A 19605-nucleotide genomic window follows, 5' to 3' on the forward strand; every position below is an offset into this window, starting at 1 on the left:
CCCCACCGCGCCACTCCACGCCCCACCCCAGGATTGACATGACACAGACCACCGAAACACCAGCCACCGCCACCACTGCCGGAGCCCGCGCACACGCCCGGGAGCAGCACGGCCGCACCGCGGACACCATGAGGCACGTCCCGGCCGCCGCCGCCCCGGCGCGGTACACCGCGGCCCTGCCCGAGGCCGCCCGGGAACGCCTGAGCTGGGCCGAATCCGTGGCCTTCGGCCGCTACACCGCACTGCCGCTGGCCCGCGGCACCCGGATCCGGCTCACGGACACCGACGGCGATGCCTGCGTCCACGTGTTGCTCTACCGGGGCGGGGCACCGCACGAACGGCTCAATGTGGCGGACACCGTCAAGGTTCCGTGGCAGGCGTACCCCACGGCCGGCCACCCGCTGCTCTCCGACGCCGGCCGGCTGATGGGCACGATCGTCGCCGACTCCTCAGCCCGCCACGACGCACTGACCGGCACCACCACGCTGGCCGGCAACACGTCCCGCTACGGCGCCGGAACAGCGCACAGCAGCTCGCCCGCCGGGCGTGAACTGCTGACCCTGGCCGCTCTGAAACAGGGGCTGGGCGCCCGGGACGTGGCGCCGTCGCTCTCGCTGTTCAAAGGCATCCGGGTTGAGCCGGACGGCAGCATCCAATTCACCGGTGCCGCCGGTTCCGGTGCCGCCGTCGATATCCTCCTGCAGATGGACGCCGTGGTGCTCCTGGCCAATACCGCCCACCCGCTGGACCCGCGGCCGGACTTCACCGGAACCGCCGTCGACGTCGTCGCCTGGCACGCCCCGGAAGACCTCGGCCTGCTCGAGGAGGGGCTCCTGACCGGACCGCTGACCCCCGAGCACCGGCAGGCCCTGAACAACACCGAACACGACCTCATGGCAAGGACCGCACGATGAACACCGCCACCGAAACCCTGACACCCCCGACCGCCACTGCCACGGCCCCCGCGAGGGAAACTGCGCTCGCGGACGGCGCCGTGATCCTGGATGAACACGTGGAAGCACGCGGACCCTGGTCCGCCGTCGTGGCCGCCGGTGACATCCTGACCATTGTGGACCTGGAAGGAAACCAGGCGGTGGACTGCCTGCTCTACGCGGCAGACGACACCGAGGTGCGCTACTCCGCCGCCGTCACCCTCGCCGCGCAGCGCTCCATCGTGCTGACTACCGGCTCCGTGCTCCGCTCCGACGCCGGCGTCCCGCTGATGACCGTGGTGGCGGACGAGGTCGGCGTGCATGACACCATCGGCGGGGCCTGCTCGCAGGAATCCAACACCCTGCGCTATGGCCAGCACACCCGTGAACAGCACGCCTGCGTGGAGAACTTCCTCATTGAGGGGTCCCGCTGGGGGCTGGGGAAGCGCGACCTGGTCTCCAACATCAACTGGTTCATGAACGTCCCGGTGGATCCGGACGGCGCCTTGGGGATCGTGGACGGTCTCTCCGCCCCGGGCAAGCGGGTAGCCCTCCGGGCAGAGGTGGACACCCTGGTGCTGGTCTCCAACTGCCCGCAAATCAACAACCCGTGCAACGGCTTCAACCCCACGCCTGTCCGCATGATCGTCACCCGCCCGGAGGCCGCCCTGTGAACCGCTTCGACACGCCACTGTTCGACACACTGCTGGTCGCCAACCGCGGCGAAATCGCCTGCCGCATCATCGAATCCGCCCGGAAAATCGGCCTGCGCACCGTGGCCGTGTTCTCCGAGGCGGACCGTGGCGCCCGCCATGTCAGGCTGGCCGATGAGGCCCTGCTCCTGGGCCCCGCCCCGGCGAAGGACTCCTACCTCAAGGTCGAGGCCCTCCTGGCGGCGGCCGCGGCCACCGGCGCCGGTGCCATCCACCCCGGCTACGGCTTCCTCTCGGAGGACGCCGGCTTCGCGGAGGCCGTGGAAGCCGCCGGGCTGGTCTTCGTGGGACCCACCCCGGACCAGCTCCGGATCTTCGGCACCAAGCACACAGCACGGGACGCCGCACGGGCCGCGGGCGTGCCCATGATCGCCGGCTCGGGCCTGCTCGCCGACGTCGACGCCGCCGTGCTCGCCGCCCGGGACATCGGTTTCCCGCTCATGCTCAAGGCCACGGGCGGCGGCGGCGGCATCGGGATGACCGTGTGCCGCACCGAGGAAGAGCTCACCGAGAGTTATCCCCGGGTGGCCCGGCTCGCCGGCGCGAGCTTCAGCACCGCCGGCGTTTTCGCCGAACGCTACGTCGAACACGCCCGGCACGTGGAAGTGCAGATCTTCGGCGACGGCGACGGCCGCGTGGTCAGCCTGGGGGACCGGGACTGCTCACTGCAGCGCCGCCACCAGAAAGTGCTGGAGGAGGCGCCCGCCCCGGATCTGCCCGCCGCCCTCCGGGACGAACTGCACCGCAGCTCCCGGGCCCTCTGCGCGTCGCTGGCCTACCGCTCGGCCGGGACCGTGGAATTCGTCTATGACCCGGTCCGCCAGGAAGCGTCCTTCCTTGAGGTCAACGCCCGGCTCCAGGTGGAACACCCCGTCACGGAAGCGGTCACCGGCGTCGACCTGGTGGAATGGATGCTCCGGCTGGCCCAGGGCGGCGACGCGGCAGCCGGCGTGCTGGCCGGGCGTCCGGACAGCATTCCCGTCTCCGGCTTCGCCGTCGAAGCCCGGCTCTATGCCGAGGACCCGGCCCGCAACTTCCAGCCCAGCTCCGGGACCGTCACCAATGCCGCCTACCCCGAAACCGACGGCGTGCGCGTCGACGCCTGGGCGGAGACCGGCAGCGAGGTCTCCACCAGCTACGACCCCCTGCTGGCCAAGATCATCACCACCGGCACGGACCGCAACCAGGCCTTTGACCGGCTCGGCGCGGCGCTGAAGGCCACCCGGATCGACGGCATCGAGACCAACCTTGGGATGCTCCGGGCCGTGACCGCCCTGGACGTGGTCCGCGACGCGGCCCACTCCACCGGCACCCTGAACGACCTCGGCGACCCGGAACCCCGGATCACCGTGGAACGGCCCGGCCTGCAGACCTCCGTCCAGGACTGGCCCGGCCGCGCCGGACTCTGGCAGGTGGGCGTCCCGCCCAGCGGCCCGATGGATGACCTGTCCTTCCGGCTCGGCAACCAGGCCCTCGGCAACAGCGAAGGCGCGCCCGGTCTTGAGTTCACCATGACCGGCCCCAGCCTGCACTTCACCCATGCCACGACGGTCTGTGTGGCCGGCGCCCCCACCACCCTCACCGTGAACGGCGCGGACGTGCCGGCCTGGGAACCGGTGACGGTGCCCGCGGGAGGCACACTGGATGTCGGCACCGCCGACGGGTCCGGCCTCCGCGGGTACATCCTGTTCCAGGGCGGACTCGACGTGCCGCAATACCTGGGCAGCGCCTCCACCTTCACCCTGGGCCAGTTCGGCGGCCATGGCGGCCGTGTCCTGCGGTCCGGGGACGTGCTGCGGACCGTGGCCGCTGACGTTGACGCTGACGCTGCTGCGGATGCGACGCAGGCCGCCCTGCCGGCGGTTCCGGGCCAGCCCGGCCCCGTTCCGCTGGACAGCAGACCGGTGTTGACGTCCGCCTGGGAGCTGACGGTCGTGGAGGGCCCGCATGGCGCTCCCGAGTTCTTCCAGCGCGAGGACATCGAGGATCTTTACGCGGCCAGCTACGAAGTGCACTTCAACTCCGCCCGCACCGGCGTCCGCCTCATCGGCCCGAAACCGCGGTGGGCACGCAGCGACGGCGGTGAGGCGGGGCTGCACCCGTCGAACATCCACGACACCGCCTATTCGGTGGGCGCCCTGGACTTCACCGGCGACACCCCCATCCTGCTCGGCCCGGACGGTCCCAGCCTGGGCGGCTTCGTCTGCCCCGTGACCGTGGTGACGGCCGACCGCTGGAAGCTGGGCCAGCTGCGCCCCGGCGACACCGTCCGTTTCGTTCCGGTGCAAGCCCGCCAGGCGCCGTCGGCCGAGGACCTGGGACCCGGCCGGCAGCTGGTGCTGCCGGGGGACACCCGCTGGTCCGGGACGGGCCTGCCGTCCGCCGGGATCCGCCGGGGAGACGGCGACGACGGCGTGCTCGGCCGGGTGCCGGAAAGCCCCGGACGTCCCGCGGTCACCTACCGCCGTTCCGGCGACGACAACCTGCTGGTGGAATACGGCGACATGGTGCTGGACCTCAGCCTGCGGGCCCGCGTGCACGCCCTGCACCTGCACCTCGAGGAGCTCCGCATGCCGGGAATCGTGGACCTCACGCCCGGGATCCGCTCCCTGCAGATCAAGATCGACCCGACGGTGCTTCCCGCCCCGCGCCTCCTGGGCCTGGTGCAGGAAATCGAAGCCGCCCTGCCGGCCAGCTCGGAGCTGGTGGTGCCCAGCCGCACCGTCCGCCTGCCGTTGTCCTGGGATGACCCGGCCACCCGCGAAGCCATCCAGCGCTACATGGCCGGCGTCCGGGACGACGCCCCCTGGTGCCCGTGGAACATCGAGTTCATCCGGCGCATCAACGGCCTGGAGTCCGTGAACGATGTCTTCGACACGGTCTTCGACGCCGAATACCTCGTCCTGGGCCTGGGCGACGTCTACCTGGGTGCCCCGGTGGCCACCCCCCTGGATCCGCGGCACCGCCTGGTGACCACCAAGTACAACCCCGCCCGGACCTGGACGCCGGAAAACGCCGTGGGAATCGGCGGAGCCTACATGTGCATCTACGGCATGGAAGGCCCCGGCGGCTACCAGTTCGTGGGCCGGACCACCCAGGTGTGGTCCCGCTACGCTGATTCCGCGCCGTTCGAGCCGGGCTCACCCTGGCTGCTGCGGTTCTTCGACCGCATCTCCTGGTACCCGGTCAGCCCGGAAGAGCTCCTGGACCTTCGGGCGGACATGGCCGCCGGCCGGGGACGTGGCGTCGAGATCGAGGACGGCACCTTCTCCCTCGCCGAACATGAGGGCTTCCTGGCCGCGAACAGCGAGTCCATCGCGGTGTTCCGCGAGCAGCAGGCGGCGGCCTTCGCCGTCGAACGCCAGGCGTGGGCCGACGCCGGTGAGTTCGACCGCGCCGACGCGGCAGCCGCCGTCGTCCCCGACCCCGAAGAGCTGGTGGTGCCCGACGGCGCCACGCTGGTGGCTGCCCCCTTCGCCGCAAGCGTGTGGAAGGTGGACGTCACCGCGGGGGAGCACGTTGTGAAGGGCCAGCCCCTCGTCTCCTTGGAGGCGATGAAGATGGAGACCGTGCTGACCGCCCCGTGCGACGGCGTGGTGCAGCAAGTGCTGCCCGTGGCCGGCTCCCAGGTGGTGGGCGGCGAAGCGCTGGTGGTCCTGGGGCTGCCCGTGGAAACTTCCGCGACGCCCCAGTCCGCAGAGGAAGTCATCAGGCAGCTGGAAAACAAGGAACTGGAAGAGGCCGCGGTATGAGCACGACGTTGTCAGGACCCGGCGCAACTGCCCGCGTGCGCGCGGCGCTGGCCGCCATCGCGGCCGCCGACCGGCCGGAAATCTGGATCACCCTCCGGTCTTCGGAGGAACTGCTGGCCGAGGCAGCCGTGGTTGACGACGCGGTGGCCGCCGGCGCGGACCTGCCCCTGGCCGGGCTGCTCCTGGCCGTGAAGAACAACGTCGACGTGGCAGGAATCGACACCACCGCGGCGTGCCCCGGCTTCGCCTACACCCCGAAGCGGGACGCGGAGGCGGTGGCCCGCCTCCGCGCAGCGGGCGCGCTCGTTGTGGGTGCCACCAACCTGGACCAGTTCGCCACCGGCCTGGTGGGAACCCGCAGCCCGCACGGCGCGGTCCGCGATGCGCGGCGCCCGGACCGTATCTCCGGCGGCTCCAGCTCCGGCTCCGCCGTGGCCGTGGCCCTGGGGCTGGCGGACCTCGCCATCGGCACGGACACCGCCGGATCGGGGCGCGTCCCCGCCGGGCTCCAGGGCATCGTGGGCATCAAGGCCACCCTGAACCTGGTGTCCACCGCCGGGGTAGTGCCGGCGTGCCGCTCCTGGGACGCCGTCACCATCTTTGCGCGGGACCTGGGCACGGCCGAATTGGCCATGGGGATCATGGCCGGCGGGGCCCGCCCGTGGCCCGCCGACGTCCGGCTCGCCGCGCCGGAGCGGCCCCGCGTCGCCTACCCGTCCAGCCTCCCGGAGCTCCCGCAGGCGTGGGCGGCTGAATTCGGCCGCCAGATCGCCAGGCTTCAGGCCGCTGGCGTCGACGCCGAGCCGATCGAATTCGACGTCTTCCTGCAAGCTGCGCGTCTGCTGTACGACGGCGGGCTCGTCGCCGAGCGCTACGCCGCCGTCGGGGCCTTCGTTAACGCGGCCGGCGACAACTCCGACAATCCTGCGGGGCTTGATCCGACGGTCGCCGGCATCGTCCGCCGCGCCGGCCAGGTGCCGGCGCACAGTTATGTTGCGGACACCGGCCGGCTCGAGGGACTGAAGCGGCAGGCGATGGCGCGGCTGGAGGGGTTCGATGCGCTGGTGGTCCCCACTGCGCCGTTCCACCCAAGCCTGGCGGACGTCGCGGCGGACCCCGTGGGCGTGAACTCGCGCATGGGCACCTACACGAACTTCTGCAACCTGTTCGATCTGTGCGCCGTTGCCGTACCCGCAGGAGAGGTGGAAGGGTCCCAGTTCGGCCTCACCGTTGTGGGCCGCACGTTCGACGACGCCGTGGTGGCGGGAATCGCCCGCAGGATCGCAACCGCACCGCCGCCTCCGGCGCTGTTCGCAGCCGGGGCTGCTCCTTCCCGGCAGCTGCCCTCGGGAGAGCCGTGGCCTGTCCGGGCCGGCGCGTCCTCAATACCCCTCGTGGTGGTCGGAGCGCACCGCAAGGGCCAGCCGCTGGCTCATCAACTCGAAACCTTGGGTGCTTCCTGGGACGGGCACGTGCGCACGGCGGCCCGCTACCGCATGGTCTCGCTGGACACCCAGCCGCCGAAACCCGGGGTGTACCGCTCGGAAGACGGGGCGGAACTGGTGGCCGAGCGGTGGCTTCTCTCCCGGGCGGCCCTGGGGCAGTTCCTGGCGGCGTTGCCGGAGCCGATGCTCCTTGGATCGGTGCGCCTGAGCGACGGCAACAGCGCCGTTGGGTTTGCCTGCGATGCTGTCGCCGCCACGACAGGCACGGACATCACCCGGTACGGGGACTGGCTGGCTGCCTTGGCCGCATCCCCGGCAGAACAAGCGGCGCCGGGCCAGGAAACGCCAGTCACGGGATCGCCCGGGCAGGAATCACGCGGGCAGGAATCACGCGGCAGCCTCGGCGACGTGCTCCTGACCGGGTTCACGCGAGGAATGCAGCCGGGCACCGGCCGGAGGTAGCTAAGCGGACCGGCTCCCGACCCTCTTCACCGGCCGGCCGTCCCAGGGGCGGCTCTCTCTGAGCAGGCCTAACCGAGGGTGGGCCGCACGGCCAGCGGGTCCGGGCCTCCGGTCCCGTCGCGGCGGAGTAACGATCGAAAGGAACGGCAGTGCTGAACGTCAAGACATGGTGGGCCACGATCCGCTCCACGGCGGTCCCGCGCCCCGCGGAAGAACTATCGGCTGCGAGCAGGGACGCGGATCCGCAATATAGCTGGTTGCTCCCGGGCGATCTCACGTACGGCCCAACTGCGTCAGCACCCGATCCCAAAGCTTCCCTGGAGTGATGGGTAAGTGGCTGTGGGCTACCCGGCGCGGCCGGTGAGCCCGGCCAAGGCGCGTGATGCAGCCCACAGGACACAGGTTTGGGCGCTTGGGCTTCCGGAGGGCCTGTGATGCGGCGGGTTTCGGCGTGATTCCGGGGAATACGACGCTACGGGACCCCATCACGGGGCCGATTTGTGCAGGGCCCTCCCGGCGTGTAAAGTAATTCGAGTCGCCGCCGCTGATGCGGAAAGAAAGCGACCGACCCCCTTCTAAACAGCCTGAAAATGGTTCGCAAATTTGCGCGCTAAATAACGGCGGGGACCTTCTTGGATGAATGTAAATCGCAGAAATGCGAATTTGCAAAGACTTCCAAGATCGGGTAAGTTTGAAAAGTTGCTCCGGAGCGATCCTCGACCGAAAAGGTTGTGGTGGTGCCGGGTGTGTCTGTTGTTTGAGAACTCAATAGTGTGCCAAGTTTGTTGATACCAATTTATTGTATTGAATTGGTTGAATTTGCCGGGCCCGCCACCCCGTGGTGTGGTCTGGTGTTATTTGGCTGGTTTCAAATTTTGTGCAGCGTGTGCATCCCGTTTTCCCGGGGGCGCATGTTGTGTCTGTTTTACTTCAACGGAGAGTTTGATCCTGGCTCAGGATGAACGCTGGCGGCGTGCTTAACACATGCAAGTCGAACGATGATCCGGTGCTTGCACCGGGGATTAGTGGCGAACGGGTGAGTAACACGTGAGTAACCTGCCCTTAACTCTGGGATAAGCCTGGGAAACTGGGTCTAATACCGGATATGACTCCTCATCGCATGGTGGGGGGTGGAAAGCTTTATTGTGGTTTTGGATGGACTCGCGGCCTATCAGCTTGTTGGTGAGGTAATGGCTCACCAAGGCGACGACGGGTAGCCGGCCTGAGAGGGTGACCGGCCACACTGGGACTGAGACACGGCCCAGACTCCTACGGGAGGCAGCAGTGGGGAATATTGCACAATGGGCGCAAGCCTGATGCAGCGACGCCGCGTGAGGGATGACGGCCTTCGGGTTGTAAACCTCTTTCAGTAGGGAAGAAGCGAAAGTGACGGTACCTGCAGAAGAAGCGCCGGCTAACTACGTGCCAGCAGCCGCGGTAATACGTAGGGCGCAAGCGTTATCCGGAATTATTGGGCGTAAAGAGCTCGTAGGCGGTTTGTCGCGTCTGCCGTGAAAGTCCGGGGCTCAACTCCGGATCTGCGGTGGGTACGGGCAGACTAGAGTGATGTAGGGGAGACTGGAATTCCTGGTGTAGCGGTGAAATGCGCAGATATCAGGAGGAACACCGATGGCGAAGGCAGGTCTCTGGGCATTAACTGACGCTGAGGAGCGAAAGCATGGGGAGCGAACAGGATTAGATACCCTGGTAGTCCATGCCGTAAACGTTGGGCACTAGGTGTGGGGGACATTCCACGTTTTCCGCGCCGTAGCTAACGCATTAAGTGCCCCGCCTGGGGAGTACGGCCGCAAGGCTAAAACTCAAAGGAATTGACGGGGGCCCGCACAAGCGGCGGAGCATGCGGATTAATTCGATGCAACGCGAAGAACCTTACCAAGGCTTGACATGGGCCGGACCGGGCTGGAAACAGTCCTTCCCCTTTGGGGCCGGTTCACAGGTGGTGCATGGTTGTCGTCAGCTCGTGTCGTGAGATGTTGGGTTAAGTCCCGCAACGAGCGCAACCCTCGTTCCATGTTGCCAGCGCGTAATGGCGGGGACTCATGGGAGACTGCCGGGGTCAACTCGGAGGAAGGTGGGGACGACGTCAAATCATCATGCCCCTTATGTCTTGGGCTTCACGCATGCTACAATGGCCGGTACAAAGGGTTGCGATACTGTGAGGTGGAGCTAATCCCAAAAAGCCGGTCTCAGTTCGGATTGGGGTCTGCAACTCGACCCCATGAAGTCGGAGTCGCTAGTAATCGCAGATCAGCAACGCTGCGGTGAATACGTTCCCGGGCCTTGTACACACCGCCCGTCAAGTCACGAAAGTTGGTAACACCCGAAGCCGGTGGCCTAACCCCTTGTGGGAGGGAGCTGTCGAAGGTGGGACTGGCGATTGGGACTAAGTCGTAACAAGGTAGCCGTACCGGAAGGTGCGGCTGGATCACCTCCTTTCTAAGGAGCACCTACAACCACCTCGCCGGGCGTTATGTCCGTGTGGTGGGGTTGTCAGGAGTACGCCCGTTGCGCAGACGATTGTTCTGCGGCGGGTGCTCACGGGTGGAATATCAACAAATAGCGGCCGCCGGTTCTTCGCCGGCACCCAGTACGGACACCCGCCCTTGCGGTGGTGGTCCTGGAACGGTGCGGGAGGGGGTCAGCGGTTTAGTGTTTGGCACACTGTTGGGTCCTGAGACAACAGGACCGGGAGGGTTTTTCCTTTCCGGGACTTGTGTTTCTGGTTTCCTGGCTGCACCGAGCATGCATGTTGTGTGTGGGGTGTGTGGTACGGGGTTGTTGTTTGAGAACTACATAGTGGACGCGAGCATCTTTTATAAGAAGCAATTTCCAAGAATATGAACCTGGATCTGTGCTGTTGCTCCGGTGGTGCCTTTTGGGTGTTGCTGTGGTGATGGTGTGGTTTCTGTGGTTCTCTCGAAAATTACTCCTTGATCTTTTGTGGTCAAGTTTTTAAGAGCACACGGTGGATGCCTTGGCATTAGGAGCCGAAGAAGGACGTAGGAATCTGCGATAAGCCTGGGGGAGTCGATAACCGGACTGTGATCCCAGGGTGTCCGAATGGGGAAACCCCGCCAGGGGCGCGAGCTGCCTGGTGACCCGCATCTGAACACATAGGGTGCGTGGAGGGAACGCGGGGAAGTGAAACATCTCAGTACCCGCAGGAAGAGAAAACAATAGTGATTCCGTCAGTAGTGGCGAGCGAACGCGGATCAGGCTAAACCGTTCCATGTGTGATAGCCGGCGGGCGTTGCATGGTCGGGGTTGTGGGACTTCCCACTCCAGCTCTGCCGGGCTGGGAAGGTGAGAGTGCTGGCATAGGTGAACGGTCTTGAAAGGCCGGCCGTAGAGGGTGTGAGCCCCGTAACCGAAATGTTGTGCACCGCCTGGTGAAGTATCCCAAGTAGCACGGGGCCCGAGAAATCCCGTGCGAATCTGTCAGGACCACCTGATAAGCCTAAATACTCCCTAATGACCGATAGCGGACCAGTACCGTGAGGGAAAGGTGAAAAGTACCCCGGGAGGGGAGTGAAACAGTACCTGAAACCGTGTGCTTACAATCCGTCGGAGCCTCCGCAGCTTGCTGTGTTGGGGTGACGGCGTGCCTTTTGAAGAATGAGCCTGCGAGTTAGTGTTACGTCGCGAGGTTAACCCGTGTGGGGAAGCCGTAGCGAAAGCGAGTCTGAATAGGGCGTTGCAGTGGCGTGATCTAGACCCGAAGCGAAGTGATCTACCCATGGCCAGGTTGAAGCGACGGTAAGACGTCGTGGAGGACCGAACCCACTTCAGTTGAAAATGGAGGGGATGAGCTGTGGGTAGGGGTGAAAGGCCAATCAAACTTCGTGATAGCTGGTTCTCCCCGAAATGCATTTAGGTGCAGCGTTGCGTGTTTCTTACCGGAGGTAGAGCTACTGGATGGCTAATGGGCCCTACAAGGTTACTGACGTCAGCCAAACTCCGAATGCCGGTAAGTGAGAGCGCAGCAGTGAGACTGTGGGGGATAAGCTTCATAGTCGAGAGGGAAACAGCCCAGACCACCAACTAAGGCCCCTAAGCGTGTGCTAAGTGGGAAAGGATGTGGAGTTGCGAAGACAACCAGGAGGTTGGCTTAGAAGCAGCCATCCTTAAAAGAGTGCGTAATAGCTCACTGGTCAAGTGATTCCGCGCCGACAATGTAGCGGGGCTCAAGTACACCGCCGAAGTTGTGGATTTCAGACAATAGCCCAGCCGCTCCCTTGTGGGGTTGGTTCAGGCGTCTGGAGTGGTAGGGGAGCGTCGTGTGGGCAGTGAAGTCGCGGTGGAAACCAGCGGTGGAGCCTACACGAGTGAGAATGCAGGCATGAGTAGCGAAAGACGGGTGAGAAACCCGTCCGCCGGATGATCAAGGGTTCCAGGGTCAAGCTAATCTGCCCTGGGTAAGTCGGGACCTAAGGCGAGGCCGACAGGCGTAGTCGATGGACAACGGGTTGATATTCCCGTACCGGCGAAAAACCGCCCATGCTGAACAGGGGATACTAACCGCCCGAAACCTGCCTGACCGCCCTTGTGGTGGAAGGGTTTTGGTGGAGCGCGGGACCTGATCCTGGGAGGCAAGCGTATTAACAGGTGTGACGCAGGAAGGTAGCCGAGCCGGGCGATGGTTGTCCCGGTCTAAGGATGTAGGGCGAACGGTAGGCAAATCCGCCGTTCATGATGCCTGAGATCTGACGGGACCCCCGTATGGGGGGATTCGGTGATCCTATGCTGCCGAGAAAAGCATCGACGCGAGGTTTTAGCCGCCCGTACCCCAAACCGACACAGGTGATCAGGTAGAGAATACTAAGGCGATCGAGAGAATTATGGTTAAGGAACTCGGCAAAATGCCCCCGTAACTTCGGGAGAAGGGGGGCCCCAACCTTGAACACCACTTGCTGGTGGGAGGGGATCGGGGCCGCAGAGACCAGGGGGAAGCGACTGTTTACTAAAAACACAGGTCCGTGCGAAGTCGCAAGACGATGTATACGGACTGACTCCTGCCCGGTGCTGGAAGGTTAAGAGGACCGGTTAGCCGCAAGGCGAAGCTGAGAATTTAAGCCCCAGTAAACGGCGGTGGTAACTATAACCATCCTAAGGTAGCGAAATTCCTTGTCGGGTAAGTTCCGACCTGCACGAATGGAGTAACGACTTCCCCGCTGTCTCAACCATAAACTCGGCGAAATTGCAGTACGAGTAAAGATGCTCGTTACGCGCAGCAGGACGGAAAGACCCCGAGACCTTTACTATAGTTTGGTATTGGTGTTCGGAGTGGCTTGTGTAGGATAGGTGGGAGACGTTGAAGCCCGGACGCCAGTTCGGGTGGAGTCATCGTTGAAATACCACTCTGGTCACTTTGGACATCTAACTTCGGCCCGTAATCCGGGTCAGGGACAGTGCCTGATGGGTAGTTTAACTGGGGCGGTTGCCTCCTAAAAAGTAACGGAGGCGCCCAAAGGTTCCCTCAGCCTGGTTGGCAATCAGGTGTCGAGTGTAAGTGCACAAGGGAGCTTGACTGTGAGAGAGACATCTCGAGCAGGGACGAAAGTCGGGACTAGTGATCCGGCGGTACATTGTGGAATGGCCGTCGCTCAACGGATAAAAGGTACCTCGGGGATAACAGGCTGATCTTGCCCAAGAGTCCATATCGACGGCATGGTTTGGCACCTCGATGTCGGCTCGTCGCATCCTGGGGCTGGAGTAGGTCCCAAGGGTTGGGCTGTTCGCCCATTAAAGCGGTACGCGAGCTGGGTTTAGAACGTCGTGAGACAGTTCGGTCCCTATCCGCTGCGCGCGCAGGAAATTTGAGAAGGGCTGTCCTTAGTACGAGAGGACCGGGACGGACGAACCTCTGGTGTGTCAGTTGTACTGCCAAGTGCACCGCTGATTAGCTACGTTCGGATGGGATAACCGCTGAAAGCATCTAAGCGGGAAGCTCGCTTCGAGATGAGATTTCCATACACCTTGTGTGTGAGAGGCCCCCAGCCAGACCACTGGGTTGATAGGCCGGATGTGGAAGCGAGGACTAACGACTCGTGAAGCTGACCGGTACTAATAGGCCGATAACTTACACCACACACCACCCCGCAAACCCACCTTCAAAAGGGGTTTGCACCCAGGGGTGGTACAAAGAAACAAGACTGCTTGCGTCCACTATGTGGTTCCCAAACAACAAACCCGTTGCTTGAGGAACAAAACCACAACCAAATAACAACACCACACCTGCGGCCACACGCCGCAGCGAACATGTTGTAACCACTAGTTTTCCCCACCCCCAACACACGGGTGCGTGGCGGAGCAAGGGTTACGGCGGTCATAGCGTGGGGGAAACGCCCGGTCCCATCCCGAACCCGGAAGCTAAGACCCACAGCGCCGATGGTACTGCACCCGGGAGGGTGTGGGAGAGTAGGTCACCGCCGGAACACCATTCAGGTCGAGGACCCCAACCACCAGGTTGGGGTCCTCCCGCATTTAACCCCCCTTTCCGGGCTCGGGCCCGGCGCTCCCGGCGGCCCGGCCTCGGGAGATCGACCGCCCGCCAGACCCGGGGCCGGGCACGGCAGGGAACAGGAAACTCCCAGTGCATTCCCGGCAAAGGACCGGCACGCCCGGAACGAACTCCCAGTTGCACTCGTTAGAATTCGACGGGGCTTGATTCCAAAAGACCAGCCCATCGCTTCGTTCTAAGGACACCTCAATGCCCGAGCGCACTATCGTCATCACCGGAGCCAGCGACGGCATCGGTGCGTCCGCCGCGCGGACCTTCGCCCGGCAGGGGGAACGTGTGGTCGTCGTCGGGCGTTCCGCGCAGAAGACCGAGGCGATCGCGAACGAAATCGGCGCCGATTTCTTTGTCAGCGACTTCGCCGACCTCGCCCAGGTGCGGACCCTGGCCGCGCAGCTGAAGGAAGAGTACCCGCGGATCGACGTTCTGGCGAACAACGCCGGCGGCATCATGGGACCCCGCGAGCTCACCGTGGACGGCCACGAGAAGACCTTCCAGGTCAACCACCTGGCCCCGTTCCTGCTCACCACCGAGCTGATTGAGGTGCTGACCGCCAGCCAGGCCACCGTCATCAACACCTCGAGCGTCGCGAATTCGGTCTTCGCCAAGTTCGACATCGACGACCTCGACGCGGCCACGAGCTAGTCAACCAACCGCGCCTACGGCAACGCCAAGCTCGCCAACATCCTCTTCACCACCGAACTGCACAACCGCTACAACACCGAGGGGATCTCCACGGCGGCGTTCCACCCCGGCGGCGTGGCCACCAACTTCGCGGCCGAGTCCACGAGCCCCATGCGCCTGGCCTACAAATCCTTCCTCAAGCGCTTCATGCTGACCCCTGACCAGGGCGCGGACACCCTTGTGTGGCTCGCCAACGCCACCCCGGGCCACGACTGGATCTCCGGCGCCTACTACGCCAAACGGACGCTCTCCAAGGCCAACAGGCAGGCCTACGACGCGGGTCTGGCCAAGGCGCTGTGGCAGCGCAGCGAGGCGATGGTGGCCCAGGACCTCGACAAGCTGGACCCCCGCCCCTGAGCCTCACCTGAAATGCCGAAATCGTGGGTTAGCATTTTCCTGCCCCTCGCCGATCCGCGGCCGAGGGCTTCTACCTGGGGGAGTGCTCTTAAACGTGCGCCTGAAGAAATTGCTTATCGCGTCCCTGGCGGCTTCCGCCGTCGTCCTGAGCGCTACGGCCGTGCCGGCATCCGCCGCGCCCGCGCCGAAGTCGTACAAGAACTGCACGGAGCTGAACAAGGTCTACCCGCACGGCGTCGGCAAGAAGGGCGCCCGCGACAAGACCATCGGAAAGCCGGTCACCACGTTCCGCGTCGACAACACCCTGTACAGCTACAACGACGGCGGTGCGCGGCACTGGGGCGAGTACGACCTGGACCGTGACAACGACGGCATCGCCTGCGAAAAGCGCTAGGCCCGGGAGCCGTTACGTCAAACGAAATGCCAAGAACGGCCGCTAAGCCATGCTGCTTAGCGGCCGTTTGCGTCCAATGGCGGCGTGCGGCATCGATGGGGCGCCGTAGGCGTCGACTGAGGGTGCCGCGCGCCTACCGCGCGGCGTCGACCTTGTCCAGGGCGTTCAGGGCACTCTCCATGGTCCCGGCCAGGTGGCTGGCGGGGGCCGGCTTGGCGAACAGGTAGCCCTGCAGGGAATCGCAGCCACGGTCCATCAGGTACTTGGCCTGCGCGGGCGTCTCGATGCCTTCCGCCGTGACTTTCAGGCCGAGGGCATGCGCGGCGCTGATCATGGTGGCGAAGAACGGGAGCTGTTCCTGGCCGGTCTTGATCATGGCCACGAAGGAGCGGTCGATCTTGACCTTGTCCAGGGGCAGTTCCTGGAGCCGGCCGAGCGTGGAATAGCCAGTGCCGAAGTCGTCCATGGCAATCCGGACGCCGGCACCGCGCAGCTGCCGCAGCTGGCCCAGCACGTCCGAGGAGGCATCGAAGAACACGCTCTCCGTCAGCTCAAGGGTGAGCTGGCGCGGGTCAACGCCCGTGGACGAGGCAATCGCGAGCACGTCCGCGGCGAAATCCCGGTGCTGGAACTGCAGGCCCGAGACGTTCACGGCGACGCTGTAGGCAGGGTCACCGGCCAGCCACGGCCGGATCTCGGCGCAGGCGCGGCGCAGGACTTCATCGCCGATCTCGCGGATCAGGCCGCTCTGCTCCGCGACGGGCAGGAACTGGTTCGGCGGCACCAGCCGGCCGTGCCGTTCCCACCGCGCGAACGCCTCGAACTGCACCACCGAACCGATGCCGGGCGAGACCACGGGCTGGTAGTGCACCGAGATCTGGCCCAGTTCGACGGCGCGCCGGAGCCCGGAATCGCCGTCGGCCTTGTGGGCCGCGGTGTTCAGCATCTCCGGCCGGAACCGCCGCCAGGTGTTCTTCCCGGCGGCCTTCGCCGCGGTCATGGCGGCGTCGGCTTGCCGCAGCAGTTCCGCCCCGTCCAGCGTCTGCCCGGACTTCGACGCCAGGCCCATGCTCACGCCGGGGCGGATCATGGAGCCGCCCACCCGCAGGGGCGCGTAGAGGGACTCGGCGATCCGCTTGGCCACCGCGTCCGCGTTCAGGCACTCGGTGAGCAGCACCGCGAACTCGTCGCCGCCGAGCCGGGCCACGGTGTCATGCGGGCGGACGCAGTTGCGCAGCCTGCTCGCAACCTCCACCAGCAGCTCATCGGCCGCGGAGCGTCCCAGCACGTCATTGAGGTGCCGGAAGTCATCGAGGTTCAGCAGCAGGATGTCCACCGGATCCGGGCGGCGCAGGGCCGCGGCGAGCCGTTCGTTGAAGAGGGGGCCGTTGGGCAGCGCCGTCAACGGGTCGCGGAGCGAGCCCGCTTTGAGTTCGTCGTCGTGCTCGGCAAACGCTGCGGGAGCGGCAGCCGCTGGACCTCCGGAAAGAGAAGCTCCCGCTGAACCGGAAGTACGACGGCGGGCAAAGTCGCCGCTGAGGGAACGGCCGGCGCTGCCGGCGCCCGGGTTCCCTCCGGCGGCGCCGCGGATGGAGAGGGCCACGGACGTTCCGGCGTCGGCCGCCCCGGCCGGGGCGGGGACCAGCGAGCACGTGATTTCGACCGGGAGTTCGGTGCCGTCCGCGCGGCGGCCCGAGCCGGCGAACGGGGAGCCGGCGAACTCGGAGCTGGCGGACGGGGAACCAGGGAACGGCGAACCAGGGCTTGCGGCCGTGCCCAGTCCGGCCAGGACGCCGTGGAATTCCTCCCGCGAGGCCTCGGCCAGGAGCATGCTGTGGTCCGCGCCGAGCAGCTGCGCCCGGGGGTAGCCGAAGAGACGTTCCGCGGCCGCATTGAGGAAGGAAATGGCTCCGTCCTGACCGACCAGCAAAAGCGCGTCCGGGCTGTACTCCAGCAGTTGTTGTGCGAAACCAGCTTCCACGATGTCTAACAGCCCCCCGGCGAAGAATTACGAATAGCGGGCACCTTGCGGAGAGCAGGCGCGCTGCGCTGACTGAATCATATGCGGTGCGGGTTCTCCGGACGTGATGGGCATCATGCCGCACCCGAATGTGTCGAACGCGCCGGCCGCCGCGCAAAGCGCATCCCTCCTGGCAGCGCCGGCACCAGCCCGGCTACCCGGGCAGCGGCACGCCCTCGAGGTCAGCGATGGCCGCCGCGGAGTTCCGCATGGCGCGCTGCCTGGCCGCCCCGGGTTCCGGGCGGGAGAAGAGGAAGCCCTGCAGGGCGTCGCAGCCGTGGTCCATGAGGTAGCGTGCCTGCGCCGGTGTCTCGATGCCCTCGGCCGTGACCTTCAGCCCCAGGCTTCGGGCCATGTGGATCATGGAGGTGAGGATGGGCAGCTTTTCGACCCCGGTCTGCAGCATCGACACGAAGGACTTGTCGATCTTCACCACATCCACCGGCAGGTCCTGCAGGCGGCCCAGCGAGGAATAGCCGGTCCCGAAGTCGTCCAGGGCCACCCGGATGCCGGCCTGGCGCAGGGTTTCGAGCTGGCCAATGACGTGGGAGTGGGCGTCGAAGAACACGCTCTCGGTCACCTCCAGTACCAGCTGGCGCGGGTCCACGCCGCTCCACGCCGCAATATCCAGGACGCGCTCGGCGAAGTCACGGTGCTGCAGCTGCACGCCGGAGACGTTGACGGCCACGCTCCGGAACGGGTCCTCCCCAAGCCACGGGGCGAGCTCGGTGCAGCTGCGCCTGAGCACCTCGGCGCCGATTTCCCGGATCAGGCCGCTGCGTTCGGCGGTCTCGATGAACTCGTCCGGCGGAATCAGCTCGCCGTCCCACTCCCAGCGGGCCAGGGCCTCAAACTGCACCACCTCGAGCCGGTCACTGGAGATGACGGGCTGGTAGTGCACGGTGATCTGCCCCAGCTCCACCGCCCGCCGCAACCCGGCCGTGAGCTGGGTGCGCTCCAGCAGCGCGGCCAGCATCTCGGGCCTGAAGTGCACATAGCAGTTCTTCCCGGCCTCCTTGGCCGCGTACATGGCCAGGTCCGCCTGCCGGAGCAGCTCCGACGACGTCTCCGTGCCGGCGTCGCGCGAGGCCACGCCCAGGCTGAGGCCGGGCCGCATGAGCGTTCCCTCGATGGACACCGGGGCGTTCAGGGTGCTGACCACGCGCTGGGCCACGGTGTCGGCGTCCCTACAGCCGACCAGCAGGACCACAAACTCGTCCCCGCCCAGCCGGGCAACGGTGCCGTGCGGACCCACACAGTTCTGGAGCCGGCGGGAAATCTCGACCAGCATCTCGTCACCGGCATGGTGGCCCAGGACGTCGTTGACTTCCTTGAAGTCATCCAGGTCCAGGAGCAGCACGTGCACCGGTTCCGGGGTCAGCAGTGCCGCGGCGGCCCGTTCGTTGAAGAGCATCCGGTTGGCCAGCCCGGTGAGCGGGTCCTGAAACGCGAGTTCCTTGAGCTTGCCGGCCTGCTCGGCCAGTTCGTCCATGGCGCGGCGGGCCTGGTCCTGGGCGCGCCGGCGCGAGGTGATGTCCCGGAAGTTCCAGATCCGTCCGACGATCGCGTCCGCCACCTTCTGCGGGCGCGAGTACAGCTCCACGGTGCGGCCGTCGGCGAACTCGAGGACGTCGTGGCTCTGCATCAGGCTGTCCGCGTAGAGCGCTTCAACCTTCTGCAGGAAGGCGTCGGGATCCACCAGCTGGTCCGCGATGAACCGCACCAGCGCAGAGGGGTCCTCGGCCGCGATCAGTTCCGGCGGCATGCCCCACAGCTTCAGGTACTGGTCGTTGATCCCGGTGATTTGGCCTTCGCTGGAGAGCACGACGATGCCGTCCGACGTCGATTCCAGCGTGGCGTCCACGAGGGAAAGGGCCAGCCGCCGGCCGGAATCGGGGTCGTTGCGGTGCTCGGCGTCCCGGACGGCTACCGCCATGGCCGTGCCGCCGTCGACGCTCACCAACGAGCACGTGATCTCCAGGGCGAGGTCCGAGCCGTCCCGGTGGATTCCGGCGGCGGCGAACGGCCGGCTGCCGGCCGGGCTTTTGCGTCCCAGCCGGCCAAAGACCCGCAGGAAGCCGCCGCGGGCTTCCTCCGAGAGCAGGATGGTGTGCTGAACGCCGAGGAGTTCCTCGCGGGGGTAGCCGAACAGCCGTTCCGCGGCCGAATTCACGAAGGCGATGGTCCCGTCCGCGGTCAGCAGCAGAAACGCATCAGGACCCTGCTCCAGCAGGTCTTCACCAAATCCAGTTCCCACGACGATACCGGCCCCCAAGCGACGGAAGTTCATAGAGCGATGATGCTCCCG

At 65.7% G+C, this 19605-nt stretch carries 7 protein-coding genes, 3 rRNA genes and 1 pseudogene; 9 read left to right on the plus strand and 2 right to left on the minus strand.

Translation table 11 applies throughout. The features are described from left to right. Window positions 1–38: 38 nt before the first annotated feature. The 9 genes and pseudogenes from ABH915_RS06190 to ABH915_RS06230 all read left to right on the plus strand — a co-directional run bounded on the left by ABH915_RS06190 (window position 39) and on the right by ABH915_RS06230 (window position 15277). The gene (locus ABH915_RS06190; RefSeq protein WP_370118988.1) at window positions 39–914 is read left to right on the plus strand and encodes an urea amidolyase associated protein UAAP1; all 876 of its coding nucleotides are present in this window, start codon (window positions 39–41) and stop codon (window positions 912–914) included. Beyond that, complete coding sequence (locus ABH915_RS06195; RefSeq protein WP_370118991.1) at window positions 911–1606, plus strand: urea amidolyase associated protein UAAP2; 696 nt, start codon at window positions 911–913, stop codon at window positions 1604–1606. Before ABH915_RS06190 ends, ABH915_RS06195 begins: the two co-directional genes overlap by 4 nt. Then, window positions 1603–5397 (plus strand): urea carboxylase, encoded by a 3795-nt coding sequence (gene uca, locus ABH915_RS06200; protein ID WP_370118994.1) that lies wholly within the window; start codon window positions 1603–1605, stop codon window positions 5395–5397. Before ABH915_RS06195 ends, uca begins: the two co-directional genes overlap by 4 nt. Further along, on the plus strand, window positions 5394–7304 hold the full coding sequence (gene atzF / locus ABH915_RS06205; RefSeq protein ID WP_370118997.1) for an allophanate hydrolase: 1911 nt from the start codon (window positions 5394–5396) through the stop codon (window positions 7302–7304). The genes uca and atzF overlap by 4 nt, the downstream gene beginning before the upstream one ends. Before the next feature lie 930 nt (window positions 7305–8234). After that, window positions 8235–9761: ribosomal RNA gene (locus tag ABH915_RS06210) — 16S ribosomal RNA — on the plus strand. A gap of 506 nt (window positions 9762–10267) precedes the next feature. Then, window positions 10268–13413, plus strand: a 23S ribosomal RNA gene (locus ABH915_RS06215). A gap of 229 nt (window positions 13414–13642) precedes the next feature. Then, a 5S ribosomal RNA gene (gene rrf, locus ABH915_RS06220) occupies window positions 13643–13759 on the plus strand. Together the 16S, 23S and 5S rRNA genes form the textbook arrangement of a ribosomal RNA operon. Before the next feature lie 275 nt (window positions 13760–14034). Continuing rightward, window positions 14035–14883 (plus strand): annotated as a pseudogene (locus tag ABH915_RS06225) (SDR family NAD(P)-dependent oxidoreductase). 94 nt (window positions 14884–14977) lie between these two features. Beyond that, window positions 14978–15277, plus strand: a complete 300-nt coding sequence (locus ABH915_RS06230) for an excalibur calcium-binding domain-containing protein (protein ID WP_370118999.1) — start codon at window positions 14978–14980, stop codon at window positions 15275–15277. Window positions 15278–15410: 133 nt separating this feature from the next. On the opposite strand, the gene ABH915_RS06235 is transcribed toward ABH915_RS06230, so the two are convergent. Beyond that, entirely contained in the window at window positions 15411–17258 is a 1848-nt protein-coding gene (locus ABH915_RS06235) for a putative bifunctional diguanylate cyclase/phosphodiesterase (protein ID WP_370119001.1), read from the minus strand. Between the two features lie 193 nt (window positions 17259–17451). Further along, a complete protein-coding gene (locus ABH915_RS06240; RefSeq protein ID WP_370119004.1) occupies window positions 17452–19587 on the minus strand; it encodes a putative bifunctional diguanylate cyclase/phosphodiesterase in 2136 nt (711 codons plus the stop codon). Window positions 19588–19605 lie beyond the last annotated feature (18 nt).

Origin of the sequence: Arthrobacter sp. MW3 TE3886, assembly GCF_041262145.1 — a bacterium.
In the GTDB taxonomy this organism is placed as follows: Bacteria; Actinomycetota; Actinomycetes; order Actinomycetales; family Micrococcaceae; genus Arthrobacter.